The sequence below is a fragment of the Pseudomonas sp. S2_F07 genome (genome assembly GCF_054668325.1).
In genome coordinates this window covers 1983253-1997968 of sequence record NZ_CP162758.1, presented here as the reverse complement: position 1 = coordinate 1997968, position 14716 = coordinate 1983253, and the positions used below count along the sequence as shown (strand labels likewise).

Below are 14716 nucleotides of genomic sequence, written 5' to 3'. Positions count from 1 at the left end.
GAGCGCCAGTAAACACTGACTCGAACCGTATCCTCCCCGTCATAGCGTGAGGCTGCCGGGATGGCGGCCTCACCGTGGGATGCCATGAATTTCATTCTTTACTCCGACGTCAACGACAGCTCCATCAGCCAGAGCCTCGGTCGTCCCGAATACAGTTACTACTTCGTGCTCAAGGCCTATCGCCCTGTGCTCGAAAGCCTGGGGCGAGTGCATGTGGTGTCCTCCACCGCCGAGGTCGATCCGCTCTACAAACAATTATTGGCCGCTGGCGAAGACAGTCTGTTCCTGTCGTTTACGCCGCCGCAGAAAACCCCGAACGACCTTGAGTGCCCGACGATTTGCGTGGTGGCCTGGGAGTTTGATTCGATTCCCGATGAACAATGGGATAACGACCCGCGCCAGGACTGGACGCAAATGCTGGCGCGGCAGGGCCGGGTGATCACGCTCTCCAGCCATACCGCCCGGGCGATTCGTCGGGCCATGGGCGAAGACTTCCCGGTACTGGTGTTGCCGACGCCGTTGTGGGAAAACTTCGCCGACATTCGTAGTCGCCACACCAGCGTCCCGATCTGCGCCGGCTCGACCCTGGACATCAAGGGTTGCATCTTCGATACGCGCACACTCGGGCTGAGCGCCGATGCACTGATTCCCGTCGTGCCGACCGCCGAGGAACTGGCGGCGCTCGAGGCTGAACTGGAGGCATTGAAGCCACCGCCGCTGACACTCAAGCGCCGCTTGGTGATTGCCCGCCATTACCTGCATATGTGGCGCCTGGACAAAGGTAAATCGCTGCCGATCCCGGTGCATCGCACGCATTTTCTAAGCCAGTGGTACTGGGAAGGGATACGCGACTTGTTGTCGCAAGCCGCCCATGAGCGTCTCGCTGGCTGGTTGCCGGCCATCGCCGGCCCACAGACGATGGCAGTACCCGAGCCAGAACCGCGACAGTGGCCGGATACCACAGCCCTGGTCGAAACACAGGTTGACGGTGTGGTGTATGTCACCGTGTTCAACCCGCGTGACGGTCGCAAGAATTGGCATCAACTGATCACTGCATTCTGCTGGGCGTTCCGCGAAACGCCTGATGCGACACTGGTGCTGAAAGTTACCCAAAGCGATCTGTCGTCCTACCACGACGAACTGATGACGTTGCTCGCGCAGCTTTCTCCGTTCGCCTGTCGGGTGGTGGTCATGCACGGCTACCTGGACGACCCGCAATATGCCCGGTTGTACGAGGCCGCCAGTTACTACGTCAATGCCTCGCGCTGCGAAGGGCTGTGCCTGCCGCTGATGGAGTTCATGGCCAGTGGTAAACCGGTGATTGCCCCGGATCACACGGCCATGGAGGACTACATCGATGAACGTGTGGCGTTTGTGGTCAAGTCCAGCGAGGAGCTGACCATCTGGCCGCAGGACTCTCGCATCATCTACCGCACCCTGCGTTACCGGCCGGATTGGGGTTCGCTGAAAACCGCTTACGAAAACAGCTACCGCCTGGCCAAGGAGCAACCGCTGGAGTATCAGCGCATGTCCCTCGCCGCCGTCGAGCGCATGCACGATTACTGCGCTTTCGCTCCGGTGCAGAAACGCATGGCGGATTTTTTCGGGCTGGCGCCACAGGCTTTGCCGACAGCAACCGTGACGGATACCGCCTCATGCTGATCATCATTCATTCGGAAACCAACCAGCACACCATTGCCCAGAACCTTGGCCGCTCGGAGTACAGCTATTACTTCGTGCTCAAGGAGTACCGACCCGTGCTGGAGCGGCTGGGGCGAGTGGTAGAAGTCAGCGACCCGCGGACCGAAGTCGATGTGTTGTACATGGACTGTTTGTCCCGTGGTGAAGCGTGCGTGTTCCTGTCGTTCTCACCGCCTCATCGCACGCCGGTCAATTTCGCCTGCCCGACGCTGCCGGTGTTCGCGTGGGAATTCAGCACCATCCCCAACGAACCCTTTGCCGGTGACCCGCTCAATGACTGGCGCACGGTGTTGCGGGCAGCGGGTGCGGCGATTACCCATTCCAGCTACACCGTGAATGCGGTGCGCGAGGCGATGGGCGACGACTATCCGGTCATCGCGGTACCGGCCCCGGTATGGGACCGTTTTTCCGAGCGCGGCGCCCACTTGCAACGTCAGCCCTTGGCCAGTCAAGTGCGTTTGACGCTCAAGGGGTTACTGGCAGACAGCCGCGAACTCGACTTGCGAGCCTTCGGCCCCGTGGCCACTCGCCAAGGTGCGGGTATTGATTTCAAGGCCCCGCCGAGTGAGCACGAGTTGGTCCTCGACGGCGTGATTTACACCTCGGTGTTCAACCCAAGTGACGGGCGCAAGAATTGGGAAGACATGCTCAGTGCCTTTTGCGTGACGTTTCGCGAGGTGGACGACGCAACGCTGGTGCTCAAACTGACGCACCACGATGCCGAAGAAGCGCTGACCGATATCCTTCACCACTTATACAAAAACCAGTCTTACCGCTGCCGGGTCGTGCTGATTTACGGCTATCTGGCTGACGCGGACTATGAGCAGCTGGTGCAAGCCACGAGTTACGTGGTCAACACGTCCTATGGCGAAGGCCAATGTCTTCCGCTGATGGAGTTCATGTCCTGTGGCAAACCGGCGGTGGCGCCACGGACCACGGCGATGCTCGATTATCTGGATGCCGATAATGCATTCCTGATTGACTCCACCGATGAGCTGACGGCCTGGCCTCATGACCCGCGCAGGGCGTTTCGCACCTTGCGCTACGTCACCAATTGGGCGTCGTTGTGCAGGGCTTACCAATCAAGCTATGACGTGGCCAAGGGTGATCCCGGGCGTTATGCACAGATGTCCGCGCACGCAGTGGCCAGCCTCAGTAAGTTCTGCAGTCAGGCCACTGCCGGGCAACGGCTTGGCGTATTTTTTGAGCGCCTGTTCGAGAGCCGTGCCGTGGAAACCCCTGAGGCATGATTCGCGCATGGGTCAGACGTTTCTTTGCAGAGACGAAACCCGAGCCACGGCCCGCGCCGTCGCCGGTCGAGCAATCCCGTGTGTCGCCAAGAGACGTGGGCTTGCACGATGCAATGCATGACGGCTGGTTTTCGGGCGACAGCGGCGAATTGCTCAAAGGCTTTGCCATTACCGCCGGCGACACTTTGCTGGATGTCGGTTGTGGCGAAGGGGTTGCGACCTTGTTTGCGGTGCGTCAAGGCGCGTCGGTGATCTTCACCGACAGTGAGCACGACAAGGTCCGCGACCTGGCGCGGCAAGTGGACGCGCAGTCGGATAAAGCGAATCTCGGTCTGGTCAGCAACAGCCTGCCGCTGCCTCTGGCCGATGGTTGCGCGAGCAAAGTCGTGTGCATGGAAGTGCTCGAACACATCGACCAGCCAGAACCCTTCATGGCCGAACTCGTGCGCATGGGTCGCCCCGGTGCACTGTACCTGCTGAGCGTACCGTCCCCGGTGGGCGAGCATCTGCAGAAAGGCATTGCCCCTGCCAGCTATTTTCAATCGCCCAATCACGTGCAGATTTTCAGCCCCGAGCGATTCGCCGCGCTGGTGGAAGACGCGGGCCTGGTCATCGAGCATCGTCAAGCCACCGGGTTTTTCTGGGTCATGGGCATGATTTTTTTCTGGGCCAGCGAGCGGGCTGCCGGGCGTGAACTGGGTGGCGCGGTTCGCGACCGGATTCAGGCGCCTTATCCGCCGCTGATGGAGAGCTGGGCGAAAACCTGGCAGGACTTGCTGGCCCAGCCCGACGGGTTGGCGATCAAGCAGATGCTGGACCGGTTCATGCCCAAGAGCCAGGTGATCATTGCCCGCAAACCCCATGTCCAGGAGGGCGCATGAGCAACGAAAAACGGATCATGGACGTCGAGTTGCTGCGCGGCATAGCGGTGCTTGGCGTTCTGTTTCATCACCTGCAGGACAGCCTGTTCGCGGCGGCTGTGCCGTTGTTCCAGGCCATCACGTTGTACAGCCAGCCGTGGTGGGGCGTGGATCTGTTTTTTGCGATCTCGGGCTTCGTCATTGCCCGCAGCCTGATCCCGGCCTTGCGCCGTTGCACCACGGGTCAAGAGTATTGGCAACAGACGCGCAATTTCTGGTTGCGCCGGGCCTTTCGATTGCTGCCGTCGGCCTGGCTGTGGCTGGCGCTGATGTTGCTGGCATGCCTTTTCCTCAACCGCTCCGGCGCGTTCGGTACCCTGCACGCGAACATTCAGGCGACGCTGGCCGGCATCGCCCAATACGCCAACTTCCGCTTTGCCGACAGTTTTTATCGCTACGAGTACGGCACCAGTTTCGTTTACTGGAGCCTGTCGCTGGAAGAGCAGTTCTACCTGCTGTTTCCACTGATGATCGTGCTGTTTCGCAAGCACCTGGTGTGGGCATTGCTGGCGCTGGTGGCGGTGCAGTTGTTGACCCTGCGCACGCCGATCCTGATGGTGGTGCGCACCGACGCGCTGGCCCTTGGCGTGCTGTTGGCGATGTGGAGCGTGCAGCCTTCATACCGGCGCTGGGAGCCGACTTTCCTGCGTCGCCCCTGGGCCGGCTTGTCGGCATTGCTCGGCGTTGCACTGGTGCTCGGTTTCATGGCAACGGACCGTTTCACCTTTACCCATTACCGGATCGGTGTGATTGCGCTGTTGTGTGCGCTGCTGGTGTGGATCGCGTCCTACAACCGTGATTACCTGATGCCCAAGGGAATGTTCAAGAACCTGATGACCTGGGTCGGCAGTCGCTCCTACGGGATTTACCTGATCCATATCCCGGCCTACTTGCTGGTTCGTGAGTTCATTTTCCGGTTACAGGCTGCCGGGCTGCCCAGTCCGGCTGGCCATCCGATTCTGATGTTGCTGATGGCTGGCAGCCTGATCGTGCTGCTGAGCGAACTCAACTATCGCTTCATTGAAATGCCCATGCGCAACCGCGGCGCCTCGCTGGTCAAACGCCTGGGCACCTCCCGAACAGCCGTCCCATCCTCTGGAGCCACCTCATGCTGAGCCTTTTGAAGAAACTCACGGCGGGCACGCCCGCGCCTGTGCAGCCAGAGGCACCGCCCGCGGCGCCAGTGGCGGAGAAGGTCGATCCCTACATGCTCGGCCTGCACGACGCGATGCTCAGCGGCTGGTTCAATCAGCAGACTGGCGAACTGTTCACCGGTTTCCCGGTGACCCCCGAGGACACGCTGCTCGATGTTGGCTGCGGCGACGGCGGCAACGTGCATTTCTGCGGGATGCGCGGGGCGAAGATCATCATCGCCGATATCGACGCGGCCAAGGTCGAAGCGACCCGCCTGCGCCTTAGCGATACACCGGCCCGCGACGTCGAATGCCACGTCACCGACTGCAACCCGCTGCCGATTGCCGATGGGACCGCCACGCGGGTGGTGTCCACCGAAGTCATCGAGCACGTGGACGATCCGGCGCAGTTCCTCGCTGAGCTGGTGCGCGTCGGTAAACCGGGCGCGCTGTATCTGCTGAGCGTCCCGCACCCCAGCTCCGAAGACCTGCAGAAAGATATCGCGGCGGCCGAGTATTTCCAGAAGCCCAACCACATCCGCATTATCAGCGAAGCGCAGTTCAAGGCCATGGTCAGCGATGCCGGCCTGGAAGTGATCAGCCACAGCCAGTACGGGTTCTACTGGTCGATGTGGATGCTGTTGTTCTGGGAAGCCAAGGTCGATTTCAGCAACCCGGACCATCCGTTGCTCAACCACTGGGCGGATACCTGGCAGGCGATCCTGGCTTCGCCACGGGGCGCACAGATCAAGCAGGCGCTGGATGCGGTGGTGGCGAAAAGTCAGGTGATCATTGCGCGCAAGCCCTGATCAGCAAAGCTCACCCGGGCGAGGCCGCGAACTCAAGCCTGATCGCCCGGGTACACCCACATAGCTCTTGCCCATTATTGGCTAGAGCGAACAGCCCCACCATCAATCAACAGGTTCTGTCCGGTCAGGTAGCCCGCCTGGCTGCTGCAGACGAAGGCACAGAGGGCACCGAACTCCTCGGCTGAACCGAAGCGTTTGGCGGGAATTTCGCTACGGCATTGGTCAAGGAACACCTCACTGTCCTGCCCCGACTCCTGGGCCGCCGCGACCAGGTTGTCACGCAGTCGATCGGTGTCGAACGAGCCTGGTTGCAGGTTGTTGATCGTCACATTGCGACTGGCAATGTTTTCTTGCCGGGCAAGCCCTGCGACAAACCCAGTCAGGCCACTGCGCGCACCATTGGACAGGCCCAGGCTTTCGATAGGGGACTTCACGGCACTCGAGGTGATGTTGATGATTCGACCAAATCCACGTGCCGCCATACCGTCGACCGTTGCCTTGATCAACTCGATAGGCGTCAGCATGTTGGCATCCAGCGCCTTGAGCCAGATGTCGCGATTCCATTCGCGGAAATCCCCGGGGGGAGGGCCCCCGGCATTGTTGATCAGGATATCGAAATGCCCGTGGGCCTTGAGCGCTGCCGCCCGACCCTCGGGCGTCGAAATGTCTCCAGCGACGGCGATGACCGTCACTTCAGGGTTTATCGCCCTGAGCTGACGGGCTGTTTCATTCAGCGCCTGTTCGCCCCGTGCGGTGATCACCACGTTCACGCCTTCGTTGACGAGAGCCTGTGCACAGGCTTTTCCCAAACCTTTGCTGGCGGCGCATACCAGTGCCCAGCGTCCTGCTATTCCCAGATTCATGTACGTTTTCCTGAAAGAAGGAAGTTCGAAGAAAGCGGTTGCCTGTTCATGCATGATCCAGCGTTGCGGACAGGTTCGGCGATCGGGTACTGATGCCCATGAAGCGTCGCACGCGTTCTCCTTCGGCTTCGCATCGTATGGTTTGCGGTGCGGCATCCAGTTGGATATTACCGTTCTCCATGAACACGACCCGGTCGGATATCGACATGGCAAAGTCCATTTCGTGGGTCACGATCAGCATGGTCATGCCTTCTTTGGCCAGGTCGCGGATCACGTTCAGCACGTCGTTGACCAGTTCCGGGTCGAGGGCTGAGGTCGGCTCGTCGAACAGCATGATTTGCGGTTCCATCGCCAGGGCTCGAGCGATCGCCACGCGCTGTTGCTGCCCGCCGGAGAGCTGGTGCGGGTACTTGTGGGCATGGGCCAGCAGGCCGACCTTGTCCAGTAGCGCATAGGCACGATGTTCACTCAGCTCGCCCGGCTGACCGTGGTAACGCGGTGCCAGGGTGACGTTGTCGAGAATGGTGCGGTGCGGGAACAGGTTGAAGTTCTGGAACACCATGCCGATGTGCCGCACGCCTTTGCGCAGGCGGGTGCTGTTGGGTTTGTCCGACGCTTCGATGAATTTTTCGCCGAACAGCAGGATGTCGCCGGTATCGATGCTTTCCAGGCCGTTGACGGTGCGGATCAGCGATGTCTTGCCGGAGCCGGATGGCCCGATGATCGAGACCACCTGGCCGTATTCGACATTCAGGTCGATACCCATCAGCACCTGGTGGGTGCCATAGCTCTTCTGGATGTTCTTCAGTTGCAGGATGGGCGTCGCGTTGTTGCCGGCGGCTTTGCGCGCAGTGTCGGGCAAGGCTTCGGCGCTGGCCTTGAACCTGGCGATGGTGGCCGCGTCGAGCGTGTGCGGCTTGCGGAAGTTCAGGTCCAGGTAGCGCTCCAGGCGCTGCAGGAAATAACCGAACACGGTGACGATCAACACGTAATACACGCCTACCGCCGCCAGGGTTTCCATGACCAGGAAGTTGGTGGCATAGAGGCGTTGGCCGACCGTGAGGATTTCGGTCAGGGAGATGACCGAGACCAGCGAGGTCAGCTTGACCACTGTGATGTATTCATTGATCAGCGTGGGCAGCGAAATGCGGAAAGCCTGAGGGATCACGATCAGGCGTTGCATGCCGAGCAGGCCGACACCCAGCGCGCGCCCGGCTTCCTTCTGGCCCTTGGCCACGGAGATCAGGCCACCACGATGGATTTCCGCCATGTACGCCGCTTCAGTGACCACCAGGGCCAGCAACCCTGCGTAGAAGGGGTTGGACAGAATCGGTCCGCTGCCGGGAAACAATTGCGGCAGGTTGTAGACGAAGACCACCAGCACCAGCAATGGAATGCTGCGGAAGAACCAGATGTAGACCGCGGCGGGAATGCGCAGCAAGGGCGACTGGGACAGCTTGGCCGTGGCCAGGACAAAACCCAGCAGCATGCCGATGAACCAGGCCAGGGCACTGAGCTGGACCACTGTGACGCAGGCCTTCCAGAAGTCCGGCAGGGAGAACAGGGATAAGAAATACGACCAATCGAATTGCATGGGGCACCTCGATCTGCCGCCCCGGAGCAGGGGAGGCAGATGACCAGACTACAAGGACAGGTTCTTAGTTGGCAGTCGGTTCTTCCAGGCCATATTTCTGGAGAATTGCCGCGTATTCACCGCTCTTTTTGCTCTCCTCGAAGGCCTTTTGCACGGCCTGGAAGGTTTCGTCGTTACCTTTCTTGACGAAGATGCCCAGGGTTTGTTGATAAATCGGATGCTCGGTGGTGATCACTACCCGGCCGTTGGTCTTTTCCGCGATCATTTTTGCCGCGCCGGCGATTTCAACCTGGGCCTGGATGTTTTTAGACAGCAGGGCCTGGGTCACTTCGGGTGCCGAAGGGTACTCGCTGACGGTGATCGCGCCTTTGTTGTTCGGCACGCAGTATTCGTCAGAGAGCTTCTTGAATTCCTTCACCCAGGTGGTGCCCTGTTCCAGTCCCAGTTTCAGGCCGCACAGGTCTTCAGGCTTCTTCGCATTGATCTCGCTGCCCTTGGGCACCATGACCGCGGCACCGGTGTTGGCATAGGCGATGGTCTGGGCCTGGGTCTGGCGCTCCGGTGTGATGTACATGCCGGAAATGATCGCGTCGTACTTGCCGGAGTTCAGGCCCAGGATCAGGCTCGGGAACTTGGTGTCGACGAACTCCACCTTGGCGTTCATGTGCTTGGCCAGTGACGTTGCCAGTTCGGGGTCGGAGCCCACCACGTTTTTGTCCTTGTCATAGGACTCGAAGGGCGGGTAGGTGATCTCCATGCCGACCTTGAACGTATCTGCCGCGGCCATGCTCACCGAGGCACCGAACATACCGGCTGCCAATACAGCCAGGCTCAAAAGGTTTTTCTTGTTGTTTTTCATGATGTGCTGACTCCGGCGTAGGTAGGGGATTAGCTGAAAACTTCAATCAGGACGGTTGGGCCTGATTTTTCAAATGTCCGAAACTGGCGGGCTTTCGTGCCTTGCCTGGCAGTTGAACGTCCCCGTTGGCCACCCTCTGGCGCAGATATTGATAGGTCTGCAGCGCCTGGCCATACATGTGTTCGCCGATGGTGATTTCTTCGTAGTCGTTGCCTGCCTGGGCGAACCCGGGCAGCGGTCTGATCTGGGTGTGATAGTCGCAGGCATAAAACAGCGGAAAGGAATAACGCTCCTCCTTCACGCTGCGTACCCGGTGCGCGGTGGCAACGAAAGCGCCTGCCGTCATCACTTCCAGCATGTCGCCGATGTTGACGACAAAGGCATCGGCAATCGGTGGGGCATCGATCCATTGGCCAAGATTGTTCATCACCTCAAGGCCCGGTTTGTCGGCCAAAAGGATGGTGAAACACTCGTAGTCAGTATGGGCGCCAAGACCCGGTGCGTCATGGGCTGCACCGTCGAAGGGGTAGTGGATCAGGCGCAGCTTGGACGGTGGACGGGTCACCAGGCTGTCGAAATAGTTTTCTTCCAGGCCCAGGGTCAGGGCGAAGCCACCGAACAGTCGCCGGCCCAGGGCGAAGATGGCTTCATAGTAGGCCTGCACCGAGGCCTTGAAACCTTGCAGTCGTGGCCAGTCGTTGGGCCCCAGCAATGGGGTATTGGCCAGCACCAGCGGGTCATCGGCCGGGACTTCGAAGCCGACATCGAAGGCTTCCTTGTGGTCTGGCTTGCCCTTGGAATAGACCTCTTCGCCTTCGGGTACAAAGCCCTTGTGGGTTTGCGAGGTGCCGATGTAGTGGCGCATCTTGGCGTCCAGGGGCTGGTCGAAAAAGTCCTTGGCCGCCTTGCGCAGGTTGGCGATCAGTTGCGGGTCGATACCGTGATCGGTGATGTAGAGGAACCCGACCTCGCTGGCGGCGCGCCCCAATTGTTCGGCGACGGCCAGGCGGTGTTCCAGTTCAACGCTGAACAGGCCGGCGATGTTGACCACCGGGATGCTATTGAAGTTGGCTTTGTGAGTGTCAGTGCTTGCGCTGTTGTTTTTGTTGTCAGGCATGTCGCATCGGCTCCCTAAGGATGGCTTGAATGGCTGAAACGGTCGAAGTGTTCACGCTCGGTCTGGCCCATCCACACATTCAATGACCACAGGTCGGCGACCGGGACATTGGTGAAGGGCAGGTGATGCAGGTAGCCGTCGGCGCCGAACTCCGGGGTCAGGGTGCTGACCTGGTAACCGCGGGCTTGCTGCGAGCGCCAGATGCTTTCCCAGTGCTGCTGATGGAAGGCCAGTTCCCTTGCATATTCGGGAGCCGCCGGGTGCGGAACCTGCGGTCCCTGGTCATAACCGACCCGGGCCTGGATATGGTGAACCCGCTCGATGAAAGCGCTCAGGTCATCGGCCGGGTCATTCAACAGGCGCTCGCAGGTGACCACCCAATGGCTGATGTCGCTGGTGAACAACAGCTCGGGCAATTGCCGGATCAACTCCAGGGTCACCCAGGGGTTGAACAGCGACCGCGAGCGGTGGGTTTCGAAACTGCAGACCTGGCCGTGCTTGCGCGCCAGATCCAGCGCCTGGCCAAAAAACTCCACTTGTTGTGGCAAGGACCAGCGATCGTTGCCCGCCAGCACATTGACGAAGCGCGGGCCGAGTTCAGCGGCCCAGGCGAGTTTTTGATCGAGATCATTGAGGTGGACGGCAGGGGTTGCCGACTGGTCCGGCAGCACGTCGTACGCGGTGAAGACCGTGCTGATATAGCCCAGGCGATTGGCCTGGAGAAAGGCGCCAAACTCGGCCCGTTCACGGGCGTCCAGTGGCAGGCGTGCCTCCATCCCGTCAAAGCCCGCTTGCAGCAACTCCTCGAGCGCCTGGGCCTTGCTGGCGGTGTAACCCCACAGCGTGCGGAAAATTTCCAGCTTCATCGGTGATCCTCAAAAATCCCAAGGCCTACTGCAAATGCACTTCGACGGCGCCACGCTGCCAAGAGGCTGGTTCGCTGTGGAGTCGATGTTAGGCACAGGCCGCGCACTGAAAGAATCTGAAAGTTCAAAAGAATACTTCAGACTTTCATCAACAAATAGCTTGCTACTTATAGCGCTGGCCAGGAGGGGGGTTATCGGCGAGAACCTGTCTACGTTGGCTATTATTGAGAGATGCCATTGTTACGGCATCATTTTGAAGAGTCCCAAGCGACACCGGGCCGCTGAGGGTTCCCTTTTGCCCGCCGCTGCCTGTCCCGACTCGTTAAGTCCACGTCGTCTCAGGGCAAGTAATCCCTACTAATAGCGGCCGTTGAAATAGAGTCTCCACTCTCTCCATAAATGGGGCATTACACCCACCCAACCGGGGGCTTACCACCTGATTTGAGGAATATTCCCCGTTTAGCCTTTCTCTCGTCCGAAGCATTCAGAAACAGCTTATTAATTAACCTGGGCTTTTTCTTCGCCCTGCGGTAGTGGCTCATTAGTTGCACCCCCCTTGGGTACCCGTAACGTCCCGGACATCATGGAGACCGCGGGTCTTGCCAGGTTCGGCATGCCGCGAGGGGTGAAAAATGAAACGCACGACCCCCCTTGCAGCGCCATCGCCGTTTAAGAGGAGCTTCTTATGAGTTCCATGATCAAGATTGGCATCGTTGATGATCACCCGCTGTTAAGGGATGGGGTCACAATGGCGCTGAAGAAAGTCGCTGACTTTCAGGTGGTCGAGCAGGGGGCGTCTGCCGATGATGCCCTGGAAATTGCCGCTCGTTTTGCTCCGGATGTATTGCTGATGGATGTAAATATGCCGGGCGATAGCTTTGCTGCCGTGCGAGCGATCTCAGCTTCTTCGCCGGCAGTTAAAATTTTGATGCTGACAGTGTCCGAGTCCATCGAGGATGCCTATTGCGCCCTCGAAGCGGGCGCGCAGGGATATGCGTTGAAAGGCATAAGCGGTCGTGAGCTGGTACAAGCCATCAGAAATGTTGCCGGTGGTGAAACGTTCATTACACCCAAGCTTGCCAGCAAGCTGTTGAGCAATTTCGGAAAGCACGCGGCTGACAGGCAAAAGGTCGAGCTGACCCATCGCGAAGAACAGGTTATCCGGGAGGTATCGAAGGGCCTGACTAACCGCGAGGTTGCGATCAAGCTCGAGCTCTGCGAGAAGACCATCAAGCACTACATGACGAATGTCATGTACAAGCTGCGCGTTCGTAACCGGACACAGGCAGTCGCAGCAGTGAGACGGCATTGGGAGAGTGACCATATACCTGGCTTATGTGGTGCTCTTCAACGCCGCGACTTGAATGACAGTGGTAAGACAAGTAACGGGCGATAAGCGCTTGCGGTTACTTGGGTGCAATGATCATTCTGGCTCGGATGATCAGATTTTGAACTGCGCCCTGGCTTTGGTTCCGGCATGGGGCGCCGATTCAATGATGAATACTCCGCCGAGGGATTCGACGCGATAGCGCATGCCGACAAGGCCCAGATGAGTTCTACCTCGACCAGGCACACTCGGTTTTTCGGTTGGAATTCCCACTCCCGCATCCTCGACTTGTACTTCCAGTAGCCCTTCGCAGTGAGAGGCGCTGAGTTTTTGGCCCTTTCCTCCGGCGTGAATATAGGCATTGTTCAACGCTTCCTGGGCGAAGCGGTAAATACAAATTTTATGCGCTATCGGTACATCGTCTGGAAGAGCATCAAGCTCCAGTTCGACTCGCGTCTCGGTTCGCTCTTCGTGCCGCTCGGCAAGCAATACCAGCGCATCGTGCAGGGTCAGGTCAGTGACTTCCGGAAGTGCCAGGTCGAGTGATATTTCCCGCACTTCGTTTAAAGCATCCTCGCCGGCACGCCTGATCATTTCGAGAACTTCCTCATCCGAGGCGCCTTGTGAATTTTCGAGTTCTTCAAGGCGAAGGAGAATAAGTGACAACAGCTGGGCAGGACCATCATGAAGATCGGCCCCGATCCGACGAAGAGTGAGTTCATTGATTCTGGAGAATTCGTGATTGGCTGTAGTGACTTTGTGCTGAAGGGCGGCATTGTTCGAGTGCAACCTGGCTTGCTCATCCATTCGCCATTCAAGTGCTGTTTCATGTTGTTTTATTATCTTGTCATCACGCCGAACGATAAAAAATAACAACAAAAGCATGGCCGTCGTTGCGGCACCAACAATCGCCCATACTTTCTTGCGAAGATTATTGATTTCGCGCTGTAACGCTTCCGCGGTTTCGTAGAACTCACCAACCGCAACAATCTTTCCAGTACCGGCTTCGCGCAGTGGAGCAAAAATTTCATAAAGCGGAATATTCAGGCTGCGCTCAAAAGCATCCTCATTATCTCCCTCAAAATCATTGTCCAGTTGTGTATAGATCTTGCCTGTCAGCGCCAGTGAGATCTCCTCTGTCGGAAAGGTTTTCCGCACCGTGGACTTGTCGGTGCTGTAGACAATCGTGCCGTCTGGAAGCCAGATCTTCACCGAGACCACATGTGTACTCAACGAGGTGCTGGACAGCAGGTGATCAATGGTCTGAATGGTTGCATCGGGGAGTTCTTTGACAGTGGTCAGTCCCTGGACGAAAGGTTCGAGAAAGTTCTGCATATAACGCGCGCCCGTCTCTGCCGCCGTTTGAATCGTTGCATCTTCGATACTCTGGCTTACGAGCTTTCCAACGAACGTCATGGTCAAGCCCAGAATGATTGCGGCGCAGATTACGAACTGGGTCGAGCGGCTCAAATGGTGCAATTTCGCACGGGCGCTCTGTCCTCCCGGGCCTCCGTCACTGGACGTTTGGCCTGCCTCTGATCCGACCAAGGTCTGATCCGATTCTGCGACCAAGGTCTCAGAATTTGATTGGGCTTTTGTCTCTGTACACATCCGGGTAGCCCCTCAATACTCATTTTCAATGGAGTGTAAAGCTGGCATTTGAGGTTGAAGGCGGGAGGCGCGATGAATAGTTTAAAAAGATTCTCGATCCATCTGGATAATCGCTATTTCCGGCAACAACAGCTGGCGGTTATTACCAATAGTGTGGTCGGCCATTCGCACCCTGGCATTCAAGTCAAACTCGCTTCACTTGAATTCTCTGTTGAGAAAACGCTCCAGTCCAACAGTGCGGGTGCTCCACTCAATCAGAACCAAACCTGTGGTTCCAATGGTTTCCTGGCTCCGCTACCCAGCGTGCGGAGCCAGTCTCCAATACATACTAGTCAATTCGTAGTCGATGCCAGTTTTCTCATGGATAAAAGGCTTGTTGACGAAGCCGCATGGACGCAGAACCGTGCCATCACCCCTCAGGAAGTCCCGGAATATGGCGATCTTCGCGAGCATATTCCGGCCAATGCCTCTGTTCTCTGGATGTGTGGCATCTGTGACAAGCCCCCTATGCCTGAGAGAGCATCATGTACAGATGCATAGAGCCCCGATACGTGACGGGGCCGCGAGTAAGTTGCACCTTCTATTCAACCTGGGTTCATGGGCCGTCGCCTCCTTGAGGCGCAATACCAGCCTGTAAATACGGTTGTCATGGGGAATTGATCCTCA

13 protein-coding genes are annotated in these 14716 nt (G+C 58.3%); 7 read left to right on the top strand and 6 right to left on the bottom strand.

All coding sequences use genetic code 11. The features are described 5' to 3' along the window. Positions 1 to 84 precede the first annotated feature (84 nt). Genes AB4O40_RS08805 through AB4O40_RS08785 form a run of 5 tightly spaced genes read left to right on the top strand, consistent with a single transcriptional unit; the run spans position 85 to position 5813 of the window. Positions 85 to 1662, top strand: a complete 1578-nt coding sequence (locus tag AB4O40_RS08805) for a glycosyltransferase (RefSeq protein WP_409079207.1) — start codon at positions 85 to 87, stop codon at positions 1660 to 1662. Continuing rightward, positions 1656 to 2951, top strand: a complete 1296-nt coding sequence (locus tag AB4O40_RS08800; RefSeq protein ID WP_409079206.1) for a glycosyltransferase — start codon at positions 1656 to 1658, stop codon at positions 2949 to 2951. The genes AB4O40_RS08805 and AB4O40_RS08800 overlap by 7 nt, the downstream gene beginning before the upstream one ends. Then, a complete protein-coding gene (locus tag AB4O40_RS08795; RefSeq protein ID WP_409079205.1) occupies positions 2948 to 3832 on the top strand; it encodes a class I SAM-dependent methyltransferase in 885 nt (294 codons plus the stop codon). Before AB4O40_RS08800 ends, AB4O40_RS08795 begins: the two co-directional genes overlap by 4 nt. Then, positions 3829 to 4986 (top strand): acyltransferase family protein, encoded by a 1158-nt coding sequence (locus AB4O40_RS08790; protein ID WP_409079204.1) that lies wholly within the window; start codon positions 3829 to 3831, stop codon positions 4984 to 4986. The genes AB4O40_RS08795 and AB4O40_RS08790 overlap by 4 nt, the downstream gene beginning before the upstream one ends. Continuing rightward, positions 4980 to 5813, top strand: coding sequence for a class I SAM-dependent methyltransferase (locus AB4O40_RS08785; RefSeq protein ID WP_056722712.1), 834 nt, complete (start codon positions 4980 to 4982; stop codon positions 5811 to 5813). Before AB4O40_RS08790 ends, AB4O40_RS08785 begins: the two co-directional genes overlap by 7 nt. 74 nt (positions 5814 to 5887) lie before the next feature. On the opposite strand, the gene AB4O40_RS08780 is transcribed toward AB4O40_RS08785, so the two are convergent. From AB4O40_RS08780 to AB4O40_RS08760, 5 genes are all read right to left on the bottom strand, one after another. Further along, positions 5888 to 6676, bottom strand: a complete 789-nt coding sequence (locus tag AB4O40_RS08780; RefSeq protein ID WP_223542050.1) for an SDR family oxidoreductase — start codon at positions 6674 to 6676, stop codon at positions 5888 to 5890. 46 nt (positions 6677 to 6722) lie between these two features. Next, positions 6723 to 8270: an amino acid ABC transporter permease/ATP-binding protein gene (locus AB4O40_RS08775; RefSeq protein ID WP_056722708.1), complete on the bottom strand. Its 1548-nt coding sequence runs from the start codon at positions 8268 to 8270 to the stop codon at positions 6723 to 6725. Between the two features lie 64 nt (positions 8271 to 8334). Then, entirely contained in the window at positions 8335 to 9129 is a 795-nt protein-coding gene (locus AB4O40_RS08770) for an ABC transporter substrate-binding protein (protein ID WP_409079202.1), read from the bottom strand. A gap of 46 nt (positions 9130 to 9175) precedes the next feature. After that, entirely contained in the window at positions 9176 to 10246 is a 1071-nt protein-coding gene (locus tag AB4O40_RS08765) for an isopenicillin N synthase family dioxygenase (protein ID WP_056722704.1), read from the bottom strand. 14 nt (positions 10247 to 10260) lie between these two features. Then, positions 10261 to 11112, bottom strand: coding sequence for a sugar phosphate isomerase/epimerase family protein (locus AB4O40_RS08760; protein ID WP_056722702.1), 852 nt, complete (start codon positions 11110 to 11112; stop codon positions 10261 to 10263). A gap of 685 nt (positions 11113 to 11797) precedes the next feature. Here AB4O40_RS08760 and AB4O40_RS08755 point away from each other — a divergent pair. Beyond that, a complete protein-coding gene (locus AB4O40_RS08755) occupies positions 11798 to 12508 on the top strand; it encodes a response regulator (RefSeq protein ID WP_460054933.1) in 711 nt (236 codons plus the stop codon). 45 nt (positions 12509 to 12553) lie between these two features. On the opposite strand, the gene AB4O40_RS08750 is transcribed toward AB4O40_RS08755, so the two are convergent. Then, complete coding sequence (locus AB4O40_RS08750; protein WP_460054936.1) at positions 12554 to 14050, bottom strand: sensor histidine kinase; 1497 nt, start codon at positions 14048 to 14050, stop codon at positions 12554 to 12556. 72 nt (positions 14051 to 14122) lie between these two features. Here AB4O40_RS08750 and AB4O40_RS08745 point away from each other — a divergent pair, with 72 nt between their 5' ends. Beyond that, the gene (locus tag AB4O40_RS08745) at positions 14123 to 14590 is read left to right on the top strand and encodes a hypothetical protein (protein ID WP_460054938.1); all 468 of its coding nucleotides are present in this window, start codon (positions 14123 to 14125) and stop codon (positions 14588 to 14590) included. Positions 14591 to 14716 lie beyond the last annotated feature (126 nt).